At 71.1% G+C, this 14,909-nt stretch carries 18 protein-coding genes; 7 read left to right on the top strand and 11 right to left on the bottom strand.

Annotated elements, in window-relative coordinates; translation table 11 throughout:
- The first annotated feature begins 91 nt into the window (after positions 1 to 91).
- Together AA0Z99_RS13190 and AA0Z99_RS13185 are read left to right on the top strand one after the other, a co-directional pair.
- Positions 92 to 466 carry a PadR family transcriptional regulator gene (locus AA0Z99_RS13190; RefSeq protein ID WP_413318094.1) on the top strand — a complete coding sequence of 125 codons (375 nt, stop codon included), beginning with the start codon at positions 92 to 94 and terminating at the stop codon, positions 464 to 466.
- Positions 463 to 1,173 carry a hypothetical protein gene (locus AA0Z99_RS13185; RefSeq protein ID WP_413318092.1) on the top strand — a complete coding sequence of 237 codons (711 nt, stop codon included), beginning with the start codon at positions 463 to 465 and terminating at the stop codon, positions 1,171 to 1,173. The genes AA0Z99_RS13190 and AA0Z99_RS13185 overlap by 4 nt, the downstream gene beginning before the upstream one ends.
- Positions 1,174 to 1,182: 9 nt before the next feature.
- Here AA0Z99_RS13185 and AA0Z99_RS13180 read toward each other — a convergent pair whose 3' ends face one another.
- Positions 1,183 to 1,854, bottom strand: coding sequence for a DNA alkylation repair protein (locus tag AA0Z99_RS13180; RefSeq protein ID WP_413318090.1), 672 nt, complete (start codon positions 1,852 to 1,854; stop codon positions 1,183 to 1,185).
- Positions 1,855 to 1,883: 29 nt separating this feature from the next.
- Between AA0Z99_RS13180 and AA0Z99_RS13175 the strand changes: the two genes are divergently transcribed.
- Positions 1,884 to 3,629: a long-chain-fatty-acid--CoA ligase gene (locus AA0Z99_RS13175; protein WP_413320877.1), complete on the top strand. Its 1,746-nt coding sequence runs from the start codon at positions 1,884 to 1,886 to the stop codon at positions 3,627 to 3,629.
- Between the two features lie 13 nt (positions 3,630 to 3,642).
- Here AA0Z99_RS13175 and AA0Z99_RS13170 read toward each other — a convergent pair whose 3' ends face one another.
- Complete coding sequence (locus AA0Z99_RS13170) at positions 3,643 to 4,044, bottom strand: TIGR03618 family F420-dependent PPOX class oxidoreductase (protein ID WP_413318088.1); 402 nt, start codon at positions 4,042 to 4,044, stop codon at positions 3,643 to 3,645.
- Positions 4,045 to 4,204: 160 nt separating this feature from the next.
- Here AA0Z99_RS13170 and AA0Z99_RS13165 point away from each other — a divergent pair, with 160 nt between their 5' ends.
- From AA0Z99_RS13165 to AA0Z99_RS13155, 3 genes are all read left to right on the top strand, one after another.
- A complete protein-coding gene (locus AA0Z99_RS13165) occupies positions 4,205 to 5,008 on the top strand; it encodes a MerR family transcriptional regulator (RefSeq protein ID WP_413318086.1) in 804 nt (267 codons plus the stop codon).
- Positions 5,009 to 5,084: 76 nt separating this feature from the next.
- A complete protein-coding gene (locus AA0Z99_RS13160) occupies positions 5,085 to 5,669 on the top strand; it encodes a small multidrug efflux protein (protein WP_413318085.1) in 585 nt (194 codons plus the stop codon).
- Positions 5,670 to 5,755: 86 nt separating this feature from the next.
- Positions 5,756 to 6,529 (top strand): GOLPH3/VPS74 family protein, encoded by a 774-nt coding sequence (locus AA0Z99_RS13155; protein ID WP_413318083.1) that lies wholly within the window; start codon positions 5,756 to 5,758, stop codon positions 6,527 to 6,529.
- Positions 6,530 to 6,553: 24 nt separating this feature from the next.
- Here the strand turns inward: AA0Z99_RS13155 and AA0Z99_RS13150 are convergent, their stop codons facing one another.
- The 3 genes from AA0Z99_RS13150 to AA0Z99_RS13140 form a co-directional block, all read right to left on the bottom strand.
- On the bottom strand, positions 6,554 to 7,441 hold the full coding sequence (locus AA0Z99_RS13150) for a dihydrodipicolinate synthase family protein (protein ID WP_413318081.1): 888 nt from the start codon (positions 7,439 to 7,441) through the stop codon (positions 6,554 to 6,556).
- Positions 7,442 to 7,494: 53 nt separating this feature from the next.
- Positions 7,495 to 7,692: a hypothetical protein gene (locus tag AA0Z99_RS13145; RefSeq protein WP_413318079.1), complete on the bottom strand. Its 198-nt coding sequence runs from the start codon at positions 7,690 to 7,692 to the stop codon at positions 7,495 to 7,497.
- Between the two features lie 94 nt (positions 7,693 to 7,786).
- Positions 7,787 to 9,325, bottom strand: a complete 1,539-nt coding sequence (locus AA0Z99_RS13140) for a SulP family inorganic anion transporter (protein ID WP_413318077.1) — start codon at positions 9,323 to 9,325, stop codon at positions 7,787 to 7,789.
- A gap of 181 nt (positions 9,326 to 9,506) precedes the next feature.
- Here AA0Z99_RS13140 and AA0Z99_RS13135 point away from each other — a divergent pair, with 181 nt between their 5' ends.
- Positions 9,507 to 9,926 carry a MerR family transcriptional regulator gene (locus AA0Z99_RS13135; RefSeq protein WP_413318075.1) on the top strand — a complete coding sequence of 140 codons (420 nt, stop codon included), beginning with the start codon at positions 9,507 to 9,509 and terminating at the stop codon, positions 9,924 to 9,926.
- Between the two features lie 46 nt (positions 9,927 to 9,972).
- On the opposite strand, the gene AA0Z99_RS13130 is transcribed toward AA0Z99_RS13135, so the two are convergent.
- From AA0Z99_RS13130 to AA0Z99_RS13105, 6 genes are all read right to left on the bottom strand, one after another.
- Positions 9,973 to 10,740 carry an alpha/beta fold hydrolase gene (locus tag AA0Z99_RS13130; RefSeq protein ID WP_413318073.1) on the bottom strand — a complete coding sequence of 256 codons (768 nt, stop codon included), beginning with the start codon at positions 10,738 to 10,740 and terminating at the stop codon, positions 9,973 to 9,975.
- A gap of 2 nt (positions 10,741 to 10,742) precedes the next feature.
- The gene (locus tag AA0Z99_RS13125) at positions 10,743 to 11,996 is read right to left on the bottom strand and encodes a CaiB/BaiF CoA transferase family protein (protein ID WP_413318071.1); all 1,254 of its coding nucleotides are present in this window, start codon (positions 11,994 to 11,996) and stop codon (positions 10,743 to 10,745) included.
- Entirely contained in the window at positions 11,993 to 13,141 is a 1,149-nt protein-coding gene (locus AA0Z99_RS13120) for a thiolase family protein (RefSeq protein ID WP_413318069.1), read from the bottom strand. The genes AA0Z99_RS13125 and AA0Z99_RS13120 overlap by 4 nt, the downstream gene beginning before the upstream one ends.
- Positions 13,138 to 13,545: a Zn-ribbon domain-containing OB-fold protein gene (locus AA0Z99_RS13115; RefSeq protein ID WP_413318067.1), complete on the bottom strand. Its 408-nt coding sequence runs from the start codon at positions 13,543 to 13,545 to the stop codon at positions 13,138 to 13,140. Before AA0Z99_RS13115 ends, AA0Z99_RS13120 begins: the two co-directional genes overlap by 4 nt.
- The gene (locus tag AA0Z99_RS13110) at positions 13,542 to 14,285 is read right to left on the bottom strand and encodes an alpha/beta fold hydrolase (protein WP_413318065.1); all 744 of its coding nucleotides are present in this window, start codon (positions 14,283 to 14,285) and stop codon (positions 13,542 to 13,544) included. The genes AA0Z99_RS13115 and AA0Z99_RS13110 overlap by 4 nt, the downstream gene beginning before the upstream one ends.
- Before the next feature lie 70 nt (positions 14,286 to 14,355).
- Entirely contained in the window at positions 14,356 to 14,877 is a 522-nt protein-coding gene (locus AA0Z99_RS13105; RefSeq protein WP_413318063.1) for a type II 3-dehydroquinate dehydratase, read from the bottom strand.
- Between the last annotated feature and the right edge of the window lie 32 nt (positions 14,878 to 14,909).

Below are 14,909 nucleotides of genomic sequence, written 5' to 3'. Positions count from 1 at the left end.
CCCTCGGGGGCGAGCTGACGGCGGCCACCAGAAGTGGGCGATCAGCGTCACTAGGTAGACACGCAGACTAGATAGCCGTACGATCTAGTGCATGACGACAGAGGGATGGCCGAGCGACTGGCTGCGGGGCGTGCTGGAGGTGTGCGTGCTGCGGTCCGTCGCCGCGGCACCGACCTACGGGTACGCGATCGCGGCTGATCTCGAGGCCGCCGGGCTCGGCTCGATCAAGGGCGGCACGCTCTACCCGCTGCTGACCCGCTTCGAGAAGGCAGGCATCGTCGCGCCCGAGTGGCGCACGGGCGAATCCGGGCCGGCCCGCAAGTACTACGCGCTGACCGACCTCGGGCGGAGCCAGCTCGCGGAGCTCACCGCGCGCTGGTCGGCGTTCTCGCACATCGTCACGACCCACCTCGGCGAGCCCCTCGATGCCGAGCTGCCCACTCCCTCGCGAAAGGCGACCCCATGACCACGCACGACAACCTCGTCGACTCCTCCTGGGAGGACGACTTCATCGTCGAGCTGCGGCTGCGCGACGTCGACGGCCGCACGATCGGCGATGCGCTCGCGCAGGTGCGCTCGCACTGCGCCGAGAGCGGCCAGACGATGCGCGAGGCGTTCGGCGACCCCGAGGCCTATGCGCGGAGCCTCGACCTGCCGGCGCAGCCGAGCAGCGGTGTCGGCCTCGTGATCGCGCGCAGCGCCATCGGCCTCGTCGCCATGTTCCTGACGCTCTGGAGCTTCACCGCGTGGCTCGAGGGCGAGGGCTTCGCGCTCACGCTCGGGCGCGTCGTCGCGCTCGCGCTGCTGACGGGCGCGGTGCTGCTCATCGCGCGCGGGCTCGGCTTCATCGTGCGTCACCCGTGGTGGTCGGGCCTCATCATGAGCGCGCTCGTGGCGGGGGTGGTGGTCGCCGAGGTGCTGCTGCCGCAGCCGATCGTGATGCTGCCGGCGCTGGCGACGGGCGCGATCGGTGTCGCGGTGCTGCTCGCGACCTCGGCGTGGGAGGCGCGCTCCTCGGCCGCCGATGACGACCCGGTCGTCGACCCGGTGACGGAGCGCGGCGAGGAGACGGGTCGCGCGGGTCGTGTGGTGCTGGTGCTCACGCCGTGGGTGCTGCCGATCGCGACGGCGGCCGTGCTGCTGGTCGCGTGGCTCATGCACCAGCTCGGCTGAGCGGGCCGGTCAGCGAGCGGCCTCCTGCCGCCGCACGACCTCCGCGATCCACGCCGGCGCGAACGGCGAGGTGCAGTTCGGCGGCGTCGGGTAGTCGTGCAGCACCTGGAGGCGCTCGCCGATCGCGATCGCCCGCTCGCGCAGCTCCGGGTGCGAGATGCCGATCTGCGCGAGGCAGTGGTTCATCGCCCACTGCTTGCGCTCGGGCGCATCGACCAGCTCCGCCTCGATCTGGTCGAGCAGCCCCACCAGATCGATGCCCGCCGGCGACGTCGCGACCCGGTCGATCGTCAGGGCCCAGCCCGCGCTCGCGACCACCGCATCCGGGTCGTCGAACCACCGCGAGCGCAGCGCCTCGACGTGCGGCGACCTCTTGACGACGTAGCTCACGAGCCAGTCGTGCACCTTGGGCGCCCGCGCCTCGCGCAGCATCGCGTCGAGCTCGTCGGCCTCGAGCGCCTTCGGCCGGCAGATGAGCAGCGCGAGCAGCCGCGCCGGCGTCTCGCCGGTCGCCCACAGGTCGAGCGCGAGCTCGTGATCGGTCTTCAGCCGCTTGGCGATCGCGCGCAGCTTCGACAGGTTGACGCCGTGGTCGTCGCCGTGCCGCTCGTTCACCTCGCGCATGCGCGGATCCTCGAGCGCCGCCAGCTCTGCATGCAGCGCCGCCACCGTGTCGGTCATCGTGGCCTCCTCGCCGTGGTCACGCCAGCATACGAGCGGATGCGCATGCACGGCTCAGCCCGGTCGAGCAGAATCGACGCATGAGCGCCTTCGACGATCGACCCTGGCTGTCCTCCTACGCCGAGGGCGTGCCGAGCGACATCCCCGAGATCGAGGAGACGCTCGTCGACATGATCGACGGCTCGGTCGGAGAGCACCGGCGGGCGGTCGCGCTCGACTTCTTCGGCGAGACGCTCACCTACGCCGAGCTGGGCGAGGCGATCGAGCGCGCGGCCGGCGGGCTGCGCACGCTCGGCGTGGAGGCCGGCGACCGCGTCGCCATCGTGCTGCCGAACTGCCCGCAGCACCTGATCGCCTTCTACGCCGTGCTGCGGCTCGGAGCGGTCGTGGTGGAGCACAACCCGCTCTACACCGAGCGCGAGCTGCGCCACCAGTTCGAGGATCACGGTGCGACGGTGGCGATCGTGTGGGACAAGGCGGCGCCCGCCGTGCTCGGCCTCCCGGGCGACATCGGGGTCGCGCACGTCGTGTCGGTCGACATCACGCACGCGATGCCCTGGCGCACGCGCGCGGCGCTGCGCCTGCCGATCGCCAAGGCGCGCGAGTCGCGGGCTGCGCTCACGAGCGGCGAGCTGGCACCGGGGGCGACCGACTGGTCGCAGCTGGCCGACGCGAAGCGCATCCCGCGCTCGCACCCACGCCCGGCGGTCGACGACATCGCCGTCCTGCAGTACACGAGCGGCACCACGGGCCGGCCGAAGGGCGCGATCCTCACCCACCGCAACCTGCGCGCCAACGCTGCACAGGGGCAGGCGTGGGTGCCGGGGCTGCAGCCCGGCCGCGAGGTCGTCTACGCCGTGCTGCCCATGTTCCACGCCTACGGCCTGACGCTCTGCGCGACCTTCGCGATGAGCATCGGTGCGCGCCTCGTGCTGTTCCCAAAGTTCGACCCGGCGCTCGTCCTGAAGGCCATGCGCTCGGCCCCGGCCACCTTCCTGCCAGCGGTGCCGCCGATCTACGAGCGACTGGCGAAGGCCGCCGGCGAGCAGCGCGTGAGCCTGCGCAGCATCCGCTTCGCGATCTCCGGTGCCATGAGCCTGCCCGTCTCGACGGTCGAGCTGTGGGAGGAGGCATCCGGCGGGCTGCTGATCGAGGGCTACGGCATGACCGAGACCTCCCCCGTCGCGATCGGCAACCCGATGGGCCCGTCGCGGCGCCCCGGTGCCGTTGGCGTGCCCTTCCCGAGCACGCGGATGCGGGTCATCGACCCTGAGGACCCCACGGTGGACCGCGGCCCGGGCGAGGACGGCGAGCTGCTGCTGCACGGCCCGCAGGTGTTCTCCGGCTACTGGAACCGGCCGGAGGAGACGCGCGAGGCGCTGCTCGACGGCGGCTGGCTGCGCACGGGCGACCTCGTGCGCGTCGATGCGGCCGGCTTCGTCACGATCGTCGACCGCCGCAAGGAGCTCATCATCACGGGCGGCTTCAACGTGGCGCCGTCAGAGGTCGAGGAGGCGCTCGTCTCGCACCCCGCGGTCGCGGAGGCCGCGGTGGTCGGGCTGCCGAGCCCCAGCGGCGGCGAGACGGTGGTCGCCGCCGTCGTGCTGGCGCCGGGCGCTGCGCCGGATCTCGAGGAGATCCGCGAGCACGCCCGGCTGCGGCTGACGGCCTACAAGGTGCCGCGGCGCATCGAGGTGGTCGAGGATCTGCCTCGCTCGCTCATCGGCAAGGTGCTGCGGCGCGAGGTGCGCGAGCGGATGGTGGCGGCGCAGTAGCCGCCGCGAGACGCTAGTCGTCGCTCCCGAAGTCGCGCCCCCACCACCTGCTCGGGCGGATCACGAACGCCACGAAGCCCTCGCGCTCGCCGTAGGGCTTGCCCTCGTACTTCTGCGACAGCCGGTCGACGATCGCCATGCCCTCCTCGCCGTCGATGCGCTCGACGACCTCGCCCCGCACCGTCGCCATCGCGTAGGCGTCGTCGGGAGCCGTGACGGACAGCGCGACGCGCGGGTCGCGCGAGACGTTGCGATCCTTGCGCGATCCCGCGGTGGTGAAGAACACCAGGTCGCGCTCGCCGTGCCGGTCGATCCAGAGCGGCACGACCTGCGGCGAGCCGTCTGCCTGCAGCGTCGCAAGGTGCGCGACCGCGGTCGTCGAGAATCGGTCGGCGACCTCGTCCCATTCCTGCATCGGATGCTTCCCTCTCGTCGGGCGCGCCGGGCAGCCTCGTCGCCGGTCGACCGCGAGACCGAGCGCGCGCAGCCAGCGTATCCAGCGCCGATCCGCCGCCGTCGGGCACGGCTCGAAGCCATGGTGAGTACAGTCGGCGCAGCATCGAAAGGGGCGCACGATGGCCTGGAGCACGCGCGAGCTCGCCGACCTCACCGGCACGACCGTCAACACCGTGCGGCACTACCACCGGCTCGGCCTGCTCGAGCTGCCCGAGCGCACCGTCAACGGCTACAAGCAGTACGGCGTGGCGCACCTGGTGCGGCTCCTGCGCATCCGACGGCTCGTCGACCTTGGCGTGCCGCTCGCGCAGATCAGCGAGCTGAGCAGCGACGTGGAGCGCACGCCGGAGGCGCTGCTCGCCGTCGACGCGCAGCTGGAGGAGCAGATCGAGCGGCTGCAGCGGGCGCGCGGCGACATCGCGGCGATCCTCGCCGGCAAGGGCCCCGCCGACGCACCGCGCGGCTTCGAGTCCGTCGCCGCGCAGCTCTCGGATGCCGACAGCTCGATGCTGCACCTCTACGCACAGCTCTACGACGACGACATCGTGCAGGATCTGCGCGCGATGGTCGAGGCGGAGGCGGGGGACGCCGCAGAGGCGGAGTTCAACGCGCTGGCGCCCGATGCCGACGACGCCGCCAGGCAGCGGGTCGCCGAAGCGCTCGCGCCGGCCCTCGAGCAGCACATGCGCGACTTCCCGTGGGTGCTCGACCCCCTCTCGCGGTCGCAGCGCGACGCCCGGGCGACCGCGGAGACCTTCGTCGAGGCCGTCGTGCAGCTCTACAACCCCGCACAGCTCGACGCCCTGGCTCGCGCGGACATCATCGCGCGAGCTCGGGTGCAGCAGGGCGCCGAGGGCGCGGGCACGGACGGCGCTGTCGAGCCCGGCGCTGTCGAGCCCGGCGGAGGCGCGGCCGGGGCTTGACCCTGTGGTGAGAACACAGTGCCTACTGGGGTGAGCGCCGACATCCGGCGCCTCTCATGACCCGAGGAGCACCACCGTGAACCCGATCGAAGACCTGATCATCGGCTTCCAGGAGCTCGTGGCCCAGGTGCCAGAGCTGCTGCAGCCCTTCATCGTCATGCTCGCCGGCATGATCCCCTTCATCGAGGGTGAGGGCGGCTCGGCGATCGGCATCGTCGGCGGCATCCATCCGCTGATCGCCGCGATCGCAGCCGCCGCCGGCAACTTCCTCGCCGTGCTCGCCGTCGTGCTGCTCACCTCACGCACCCGCGACGCCGTCGTGGCGCGCCGGGGCCGCGCCGCGGCCGATGCGCAGGCGACGCAGGATGGCGCCGTCCTGACCCTGGAGGGCGACGAGGGCACCGCCGCAGCGCCCGCAGCGCCCGCCAAGCCCGAGTCGAAGGGCCGGAAGCGCTTCCAGCGCTGGCTCGTGCGCTTCGGCGTGCCGGGCGCCAGCCTGCTCGGCCCGCTCGCCATCCCGACGCACTTCACCGCTGCGACCCTCGTCGCCTCCGGCGTCGCGCGCGGCTGGGTGCTGCTGTGGCAGAGCATCGCGATCGTGCTGTGGACGACCATCGTCACCGTGCCGCTCTGGCTCGTGATCTCGGCGGTCGTCGGCTGACGCGCGCGAGCCGCGCTCGACCGCATCTGCATCCGCATCCGCATCCGCCCGTCCACCGCATCCGCACTGCCTGAGAGGAACCTCCCGTGAGCGACGCCACCGAACCGAACCAGCTGCCGAGCCAGGGCCCCGGCACCGAGCCCGACGCATCCCCCCGCCACCGCGCAGCGGCCGCCGAGCCGACGCTCGCCGAGGACCTGATGCTGCTGCTCTTCCAGCCCGGCTCCGGACTGCACTCCGGCACCGGCAGCATCGCCGGCGAGGGCACGCTGTTCTACGTGCTCGCCGGCGCGGTGCTGACCGACCTCGCGCTCGGCGGGCACGTCACGACCGACGAGTCGAACCGCGCGGCGCGCGTCGAGGCGGTCGCCGACAACCCGCCGTCGGATGCGCTGCTGCGCAAGGGCTGGGAGTACGTCGCGCAGAAGTCCCGCGGCGTGCAGACCGTGCTCGCCGCGATCGGCCCGACGCTGCGCGCGCCGGTGCTCGAGCGGCTCGTCGAGCGCGGCGACATCGAGCGCGGGCAGCGCAAGTCCCTGGGCCTGTTCACGACGGACGTGCTGGAGGGCGACGGCGGCGACCGTCGCGCCGCGCTGATGGCCGAGGTGCGCACCGTGCTGGTCGACGGCGCCGAGCCGAGCCCGCGCATCGCGGCGCTCGGTGCGCTGTTGGCTGCCAGCGGCACGCTGCCGCAGTTCCACGGCGAGATCCCGTGGACGTCGCCCGTGATCGAGCGCGCCGAGCAGCTGAAGCGGGGCGACTGGGGCGCCGGCGCTGCGGCGCAGGCGGTCGCGCGCACCACCACGGCGATCGTCGTGAACAACGTGATCGTCGCCGCCGCGGTGCTGCCGCGCACGTAGCGGGGGCTGCCGGGTGCGGGCAGCTCAGTCCGCGGGCATCGCGGCGAGGGCTGCCCGCACCCGCTCGCGCGCCGCAGCGTCGAGCCCTCGGATCGGGCGCGGCAGGGGGTTGCCGCTGACGATGCCCGCCTGCTCGGCGACGGCTGCCACCACGCGCTGGCTGCCGTGCTCGGCGAAGAGCTGCCAGAGCGGCTGCAGCCGGGCCGACTCGGCGAGCGCGGCCTCGCTGTCGCCGCGCAGCGCCGCCCGGGCGATGCGCAGGGCCGGTGCGGGCAGGGTGCCGGCGATCACCGAGTACCAGGCCTCGCAGCCCGCGCTCAGCACCTCGGCGGCGAAGGCGTCACCCGAGATGCCGATCGTGACCTCCGGCGGCACGACGTCGCGGATCTGCGCGATCCGCGCCTCGGCGGAGACCGACGCGGGCAGCCCGGGGATCTTGATGGAGGCGACGCCGGGCAGGCTCGCGAGCCGCCCGTAGAGCGCATCGGTGAAGGTGAAGCGCGTCGTGCCGGGGTTGTCGTAGACGATCACCGGCACGCTCGCGTGCTCCAGCACATCCGCGTACAGGCCGAAGACGTCGTCGTCGGTGAGCGCCTGATAGCTCATCGGCGCGAGCAGCAGCGCCCCGGCGCCCGCCTCCTGGGCGTCGAGCGCGTGCGCGATGACGCGCGAGGTGCGCAGCGCCCCGATGCCGGCGATCACGGGCACTCCCCGGGCTGCTGCGACCGCTGCCGCGACCACCTGCTGCCGCTCGTCGCGATCGAGGTAGGCGTACGACCCGGTGGAGCCGAGCGCGGCGATGCTGTCGACGCCGCTGGCCGCGAGCATCCGAACGATGCGGTCGAGGGCGGCGAGGTCGACGCGGTCGTCGCGCAGCGGCGTGAGCGGGAACGCGCTCAGCCCTGTCAGCACGGCGTCGCCTGCGCTCGAGCGGCGGGCACGGGGAGGCTGACGCGCACCTGCGCTCAGCCCTGGCTGGCCTGCGAGAAGTGCTTCCGGATGCGGTCGGCTTGCTCCGGCGTCAGGTGCCACTCGGTGCCGATCTCGTGGCCCTCGAAGGGGCCGCCGCCATCGGTCGGGTTGCGCAGGAACCCGCGGATCTGCTTGCCCTTGCGGTCCATGCCCAGCTCGCGCGACAGCTCGACCGGCGTGATTGTCTCCATGCCCCGAGGCTACCCCGCGCGGGCGACGCTCAACCGGCCTGGCCGGTGCCCGACCGGATCATCCGGTCGCCGCACGCTCCTGCCGGTTGAGGGTTCAGCCCTCCCCGCCCAGCTGCCCCGTCATCCGGTCGCGCATCGACGTCGAGGCCGCGTTCAGCCCGCGCAGCTCGACGGTCTTGCCGAGCCGCTCGTACTTCGTCTCGATCGCGTCGAGCGCGGCGACCGTGGAGGCATCCCAGATGTGCGAGCGCGACAGGTCGATGACGACGTGGTCGGGGTCGTCGGTGTAGGAGAACTGCGTCGTCAGGTCGTTCGACGAGGCGAAGAACAGCTCACCCTCCACGACGTAGTGCGCCTCGGCGCGTGCCGGCGCTCCTGCGTCGGCCGACGCATCCGTCACCGTGCGGGTCACCGACTGGAAGTGCGCCACTCGACGCGCGAACAGCACCATCGCCGCCAGCACGCCGACGATCACGCCGATCGCGAGGTTGTGCGTGATGACCACCACGACGACGGTCACGACCATCACGAGCGTCTCCGAGACGGGCATGCGCCGCAGGGTCGAGGGGCGGATGCTGTGCCAGTCGAAGGTGCTGATGACCACCATGATCATCACCGCGACGAGCGCCGCCATGGGGATCAGCGCGACGACGTCGCCGAGCACGACGACGAGCAGCAGCACGAAGACGCCGGCGAGGAAGGTGGAGACGCGCGAGCGGGCACCTGAGACCTTGACGTTGATCATGGTCTGGCCGATGACCGCGCAGCCGCCCATGCCGCCGAAGACGCCGGAGAGCAGGTTGGCGACGCCCTGGCCCCACGACTCGCGCGTCTTGTTCGAGCGGGTGTCGGTGATGTCGTCGACGAGCTTGGCGGTCAGCAGCGACTCCATGAGGCCGACGAGCGCCATCGCGAAGGCCGTCGGCCCGATGATGCTGAGCGTCTCGAGGGTGAGCGGCACCTGCGGGATGAACAGCTCGGGCAGCGCGCGCGGCAGCTCGCCCTGGTCGCCGACGTTCGGCACCGACCAGCCGAAGACGAGCACCGCGGCGGTCAGCAGCACGACGGCGATCAGCGGCGAGGGCACCACCTTCTGCAGCCGCGGCAGCAGCACGATGACGGCGACGCCGACGACGACGAGCGGGTAGACGAGCCACGGCACCCCGAAGAGGTGCGGCAGCTGCGCGATGAGCACCAGGATCGCGAGCGCGTTGACGAACCCGACCATGACGCTGCGCGGGATGAAGCGCATGAGCCGCGCGACGCCGAGCACCGCGAGCACGACCTGCAGGACGCCGGCGAGCAGCACGGTGGCGATGAAGTAGTCGAAGCCGTGGTCGCGCATGATCGGGGCGATCACGAGCGCGACGGCGCCGGTGGCGGCCGAGATCATCGCGGGGCGCCCGCCGACGAACGCGATCGTCACGGCCATGACGAAGCTCGAGAAGAGCCCGACGCGCGGGTCGACCCCGGCGATGATCGAGAACGAGATCGCCTCGGGGATCAGCGCGAGGGCGACGACGAGGCCCGCGAGCGCCTCGCGCGTGAGCAGGCGGGGCGAGCGCAGCACGCTCAGGACGGATGGGTCGTCGCGGTAGCGAGCGCGCTCGCGGGAGACGTCGGTGCTGGCCATGGGGCTCCTCGGATGAGGGCTCGCGCGGATGCGCCGCGGGAGCGAAGGTGATGAGCGCGTCGTCGCGCAGAGCCGCCCGGCCCGGGCGATGTGGCCGATGGGCGAGAATGGACGGCGTGGTCGAGAGCTCGACCGACGACGACTCTACCCTAACGTGAGGGTAGAGTTGCAGAGGGAGCAGATGATCAGCGACACAGCGGAGGACGCGTCGATGCAGGACGAGCCCGGCTCGACCATGCACATCGGCGAGCTCGCCGAGCGCACAGGGCTGTCGCTGCGGTCGCTGCGCCACTGGGATGAGGTGGGCCTGGTGCGCGCCTCAGGTCGCACCGAGGGCGGCTTCCGCCTCTACACGGAGGACGATGAGCAGCGCGTGCGCCTCATCATGCGGATGAAGCCGCTCGGCTTCACGCTCGACGAGATGGCAGAGCTCGCCCGCGCGCTCGACGTCTCCCCCACCGATGCTCTCGCCGGCATGCCGGCCGACCGTGCCGACTACTACCGCACCGAGACGCGCGCGCGTCGCGAGAGGCTCGCGAGCCAGCTCGCGGCAGCGGACGACTTCCTGCGCCGCATCGATCCCGATGGTCTGCAGGGCTGAGCAGCAACCCGCTGGGCGCATCTGCGGGCGAGGCTGATGGCGCGCCTCAAGCGTTGCGGGCCGCCCAGAGCCTCGCGATCACGTTCGCGTGCGTCATGAGCGCTTGGTGGGGAGCGCCGTCGATCACCTCGAGCGTCCCCCCGACGTCCGCGGCGACTCGTTCCATGACCGCAGGCGGCGTCGACTGATCGAGCGCTCCGGCGATGCAGTGCACCGGCAGCGTGCTGCCGAGTGCCGGGTGCCCACTGAAGTTCGCGAAGTCACGCCACAGCACCGACCACTGGCTCGTTCTCATCCGCGTCAGCGCTGCTCGGGCGTGGTCGACGGGCGCCGTCGAGTCAGCGAGCTGCTGCACGGTGAACCATCGCTCGAGCGTCTCCTCGGTGACAGCGCCCATCCCGGCCGCCTCAGCACGCGCCGCCCGATCGACGAACGCAGGGTGGCCGCGATCTGGCGAGCACACGATCGTCATGCTCCGATACCCGCTCGGGTTCGCTCGCACAGCGAGCGAACCGACGACGCCGCCGAGTGAGGTGCCCACGAAGTGCGGTTGGTCCAAGCCCAGCGCAGCGGGGAGCTCTGCCAGATCGTGCGCGATCGAGTCGAGCGAGACGTCCTCCGGCCGCGACATCGACGCGCCGTGCCCGCGCAGGTCGATCGAGATGGCCTGGACGCCTCGTTCCGCGAGCGCGGCGCCGAACCACTGACTCGAGGCCGCGTCGAGACCCGCCGAGTGGGCGATGACCACGGTCGGCACACCGCTTCCCCACCGCCGCACCGTCGTGCGGACGCCGCCCAGCACCACTGCCTCCATCCCTACTCCACTGCGGTCGCACCGCGCGCGGCGGCGGTCCGACGGCCGACGGCGATGACCCCTCGCTCGACCATCGCGTCGATGTCAGCGTCATCGACGCCGACTGATGCGAGCACCGCCCGCGTGTCGAGGCCGAGTGTCGGCGGGTAGCTGTACCGCTGATGTTCATAGCCAGAAGCGCCGCCCAGGCGGACGGGGTTGCCCACCACCTCCACTGTGCTCCCGCGCCCGTCGTCGAGCTCGACGATCATGCCTCTGCCCGCGGCGCGCGCGTCCTCGATCGCCTCGGGAACCGTCTTGATCATCGCGCTCGGCACCTGTGCGACCTCGAGCGCATCGACCCAGTCCTGAGCGGCACGTTGGCGAAACGCTGGCTCCAGGATCGCCCAGAGCGAATCGCGATTGCGCAAGCGGGCTCCGGCGTCCGCGAAGCGTACGTCGTCGATCAGGTCTTCGCGGTCGACCACCCGCGCGAGCGCCTTCCACATCCGCTCGGTGTTTGCGGTGACGACGAACTCCCGATCGTCGGCTGCGACGAAGGATCGGTACGTTGGGATCGAATCGTGCCTGGCACCCTGGGGCGTCGGCGTGATGCCGCTGAACATCGCGTAGACCGCCTGATAGCTCGTCATGGCGAGCTGACTGTCGAGCATAGAGACGTCGATCGCCGCGCCCACGCCGGTCCGGAGTCGCCGGATGTACGCTCCGAGCGCTCCGTAGGCGGCGAACATGCCCGCGACCAGGTCTCCGGCGGGGATGCCGAGGCGCACTGCCGGGCGGCCCGGTTCCCCCGTCAGGCTCATGACCCCCGAGAGCGCCTGCACGATCATGTCGTAGGCAGGCTTGTCGCGCCACGGCCCGACCTGTCCGAAACCGCTGATCGACACCCAGATGAGCTCGGGACGCTTGCCGCGAAGCACTTCGGGGTCGATCCCGAGCCGCTTGCAGACACCAGGTCGGAAGTTCTCGATCACGATGTCGGCACCGTCGATCAGCCGCAGCACTGCGTCGAGTGCCTGCGGGTCCTTCAGGTTCATGGCGATCGAACGCTTGGAGCGGTTGTTGGTGAGGAAGTAGGCACTGTCCTCGCCGACGAAGTGCGGTGGGATGGCTCGGCTCGAGTCGCCGTCCAGTGACTCGACCTTGATGACGTCGGCTCCGAGATCGGCGAGCATCTGCGTACCGAACGGCCCAGAGAGGAACGTCGTCAGATCGACGATGCGGATACCGTCGAGGAGCGGTGGGAGCGCACTCATGCCGACGCCCGCTCGAAGATGTTGATCGTGCACGCGCCGTGGTCGAGGCCGGCGATGCCACCGCCGGTCACGTGCGTCAAGGCGTGGCGCGCGCCCTCGACCTGTCTGGCTCCGGCGCGATCCGTCAGGTGCCAGAGCGCCTCCACCACCTGCGCGACACCGCTCGCACCGACGGGATGTCCCTTCGAGAGCAGCCCGCCGGACGGGTTCACGACGACGTCGCCACCGTAGGTCGTGCGACCCTCACGGATGAGGCGCGTCGACTCACCCGGTTCGCATAGCCCCAGCGCCTCGTAGTACACGAGCTCGGCGATGGAGAAGGCATCGTGCAGCTCGATGAGGTCGAGGTCCTCAGGACCGATGCCCGCCTCCTCGTACGCATCGCGCGCTGAATGAGCGCTGATCTCAGGCCGCAGCATGTCGCGGAAGCCTGCGAGGAACTGGCCGGAGTGCAGGACCGACGCGATCGAGCGCATGCCGCCGAGTCCTCGCTTCTCCCGCTCCTCCTCGGACATGAGCACGATCGCTGCCGCGCCGTCGCCCGTGGGGCAGCACTGCATGAGGGTGAGCGGGTCGGCGATCGGGCGGGATGCGAGCACCTCCTCGAGCGTCACCTCCTTCTGGAACTGCGCGTACGGGTTGCGCGCACCGTGCGCGCGCGCCTTGACGCTCACTCGCGCCAGATCCTCGACCGTCGCGTCTCGCTCGAACAAGTAGCGCTGTGCGCGCATCGCGTAGACAGCGGGCATGACGATGCCCTGCTGCACTTCGATGTCCTCCGCGACGAGCGGCAATGTGCCGCCGCCGAATTGCGTGAGCTTGTCGACGCCGATGACGAGAACGATGCCCGCCCGGCCCTCCTCGATCGCGCGGACGCCGAGGTGGATCGCCGTCGCGCCGCCAGAGCAGGCATTGTCGACGTTCGTCACCGGCACGTCACCGATGCCCAGCTCTCGTACGATGCGCTGACCCGTCAGCATGCCGCCGAAGGCGTGCCCGCAGAAGACGGCGTCGACCTCGCTCGAGGTGACGCCAGCGTCGCGGAGAGCGCCGAGCGCGGCAGGCGCCGCGAGTCCGGAGTAGGAGGATTCGCGGTGCTTGCCCATCTTGATCATGGCGCCGCCGACGACGTAGGTGCCGGTCATGACTGGTCTCCTTCGGTGGCCCGGAAGCTCCACCCGGTCGGGCTGTCGAGGTCGATTCGCGCGCTGACGGGCAGATCGCACCGCAGGTCTTCGGTGGGGACTCGCACCTGCCCCATCACGCGGAGCCCGTCCTCCAGGTCCACGTAACCGAGGGTGTACGGGGTGGGGAACGTCGGCGAGATGTGCACCGTCGTGAATGAGTACAGCGACCCCGAACCCGGGATCTGCGCGGCGGCGATGTCCGTCGCGTTGCACGTCGGGCAGATGAAGGCCCGCGGGAAGCTGCTCGCGCCACAGGACGCGCAGCGTCCGCCACGGATGGCGCCATCCTCAGTCACGGCGCTCTCCTCTCGCGGCGCCGCATCTGCGACGGGCAGCAGCACCTCTTCGGATGTCGGTGTCATGCCGGTGTCTTCCTCTCGTTCTCGATCTTCGTCCACCACGGCGCGAGCACCGCCGCGACCTGGTCTGGTTCTTCAACGAACGGCGTGTGTCCCGATTGCTCGAAGACCACGGGAGCAGCGCAGCCCGTCCTCGCAGAGATCGCCGCCATGTCGGCGGGCGACTTCGCGGTATCCCACGCACCCGCCAGCAGTAGCGTCGGGCACGTGATCGATGTCATCTCGCTCCAGAGCTCGCGGCGCGCGAAGACCTGCTCCGCCGCGTCGGCGACCGCGCCGGATCGCGACGCGAACGTCGACTTCCAACACACGAGCGCCGCTGCTCCACTCGATCGGAACGGCTGGCCGAACATGGTCGACGCGATCCTCTCGGCACGCTGCTCCGGCGCTTCCGCTCGCAGCGCTGCGACGAGAGCGCCGAACAGCTCGGGACGCCGCTCGGCGTCCGCCGTCGCTGCCGAGAGGACGAGCGATCGCACGAGCTCCGGCCGCCGCGCCGTCGCCACCATGGCGACATACGCACCCATGGACGAGCCCACGAGGTGCACCGGCTCTCCGATTCGCTCGAGTTCGACGATGGTGTCTGCGGCGAGCGCGTCGATGCTGAGGTCGCCGCCCTCGCCCTCCCGTGCGCCTTGCCCGCGATGGTCGGGCGCGATGATCGTGCGACCCGTCCTGTGAGCGAGGTCGTCGAACATCCGACCGTCGAAGAACAGCGAGTGGAGCGCGAGGACAGGGGTCATCGTGAACGAGCGATCCTGCTTCGGGTCGACGTCACGAGCACGCCGAGGCGCATCGTCGAGGAGGACGTGATCATTCCGCCCCGCCGAGGAAGCCCTCGTCATCGAGCGCGTGCACGAGCGCAGTGAGCGCGCCCGCGTAGCTGTAGTGCCGCAGTCCCATGCACATGCCTGTCGCCGTGTGTGTGAAGCTCGAGGCGATCGAACCGCCGCCGAGCCCACGCGATGCACCCGCGCTGGCCTGGATGTTCGAGAAGTGGACCTCGAGGACGGGGCGGCCCGTGTCTTCTAGCGCGTGGCGCACGCCTTCGCCCTTGGTCGTCAGGCCGGCGGGGTTGATGATGTAGGCATCGACCCGGTCTCCGGATTCGTGGATGTACTCGAGGATGTCGCCCTCGTGGTTCGAGTCGAAGGTCTCGACTTCGACGCCCAGTCCGAGGCCGTAGTTCACGACGTACTGCTGGAGGTCGTCGAGCGAGGCGATGGCGCCGTAGACCTTCTTGCTGCGCCGGCCGAGGCTCGACATGTTCGGCCCGTCGATGACGGCGATGCGATGACGGGCGGATCCGGCCCGGGTCACGGTGTGTTCGCTCATGCTGTGCTCCTTCGATGAGTGGTGGACGAGTG

Origin of the sequence: Agrococcus phoenicis, assembly GCF_047302415.1 — a bacterium.
Classification (GTDB): Bacteria; Actinomycetota; Actinomycetes; order Actinomycetales; family Microbacteriaceae; genus Agrococcus.
The sequence above is the reverse complement of the archived record's forward strand: the minus strand, read 5'-3'. Positions and strand labels throughout refer to the sequence as shown.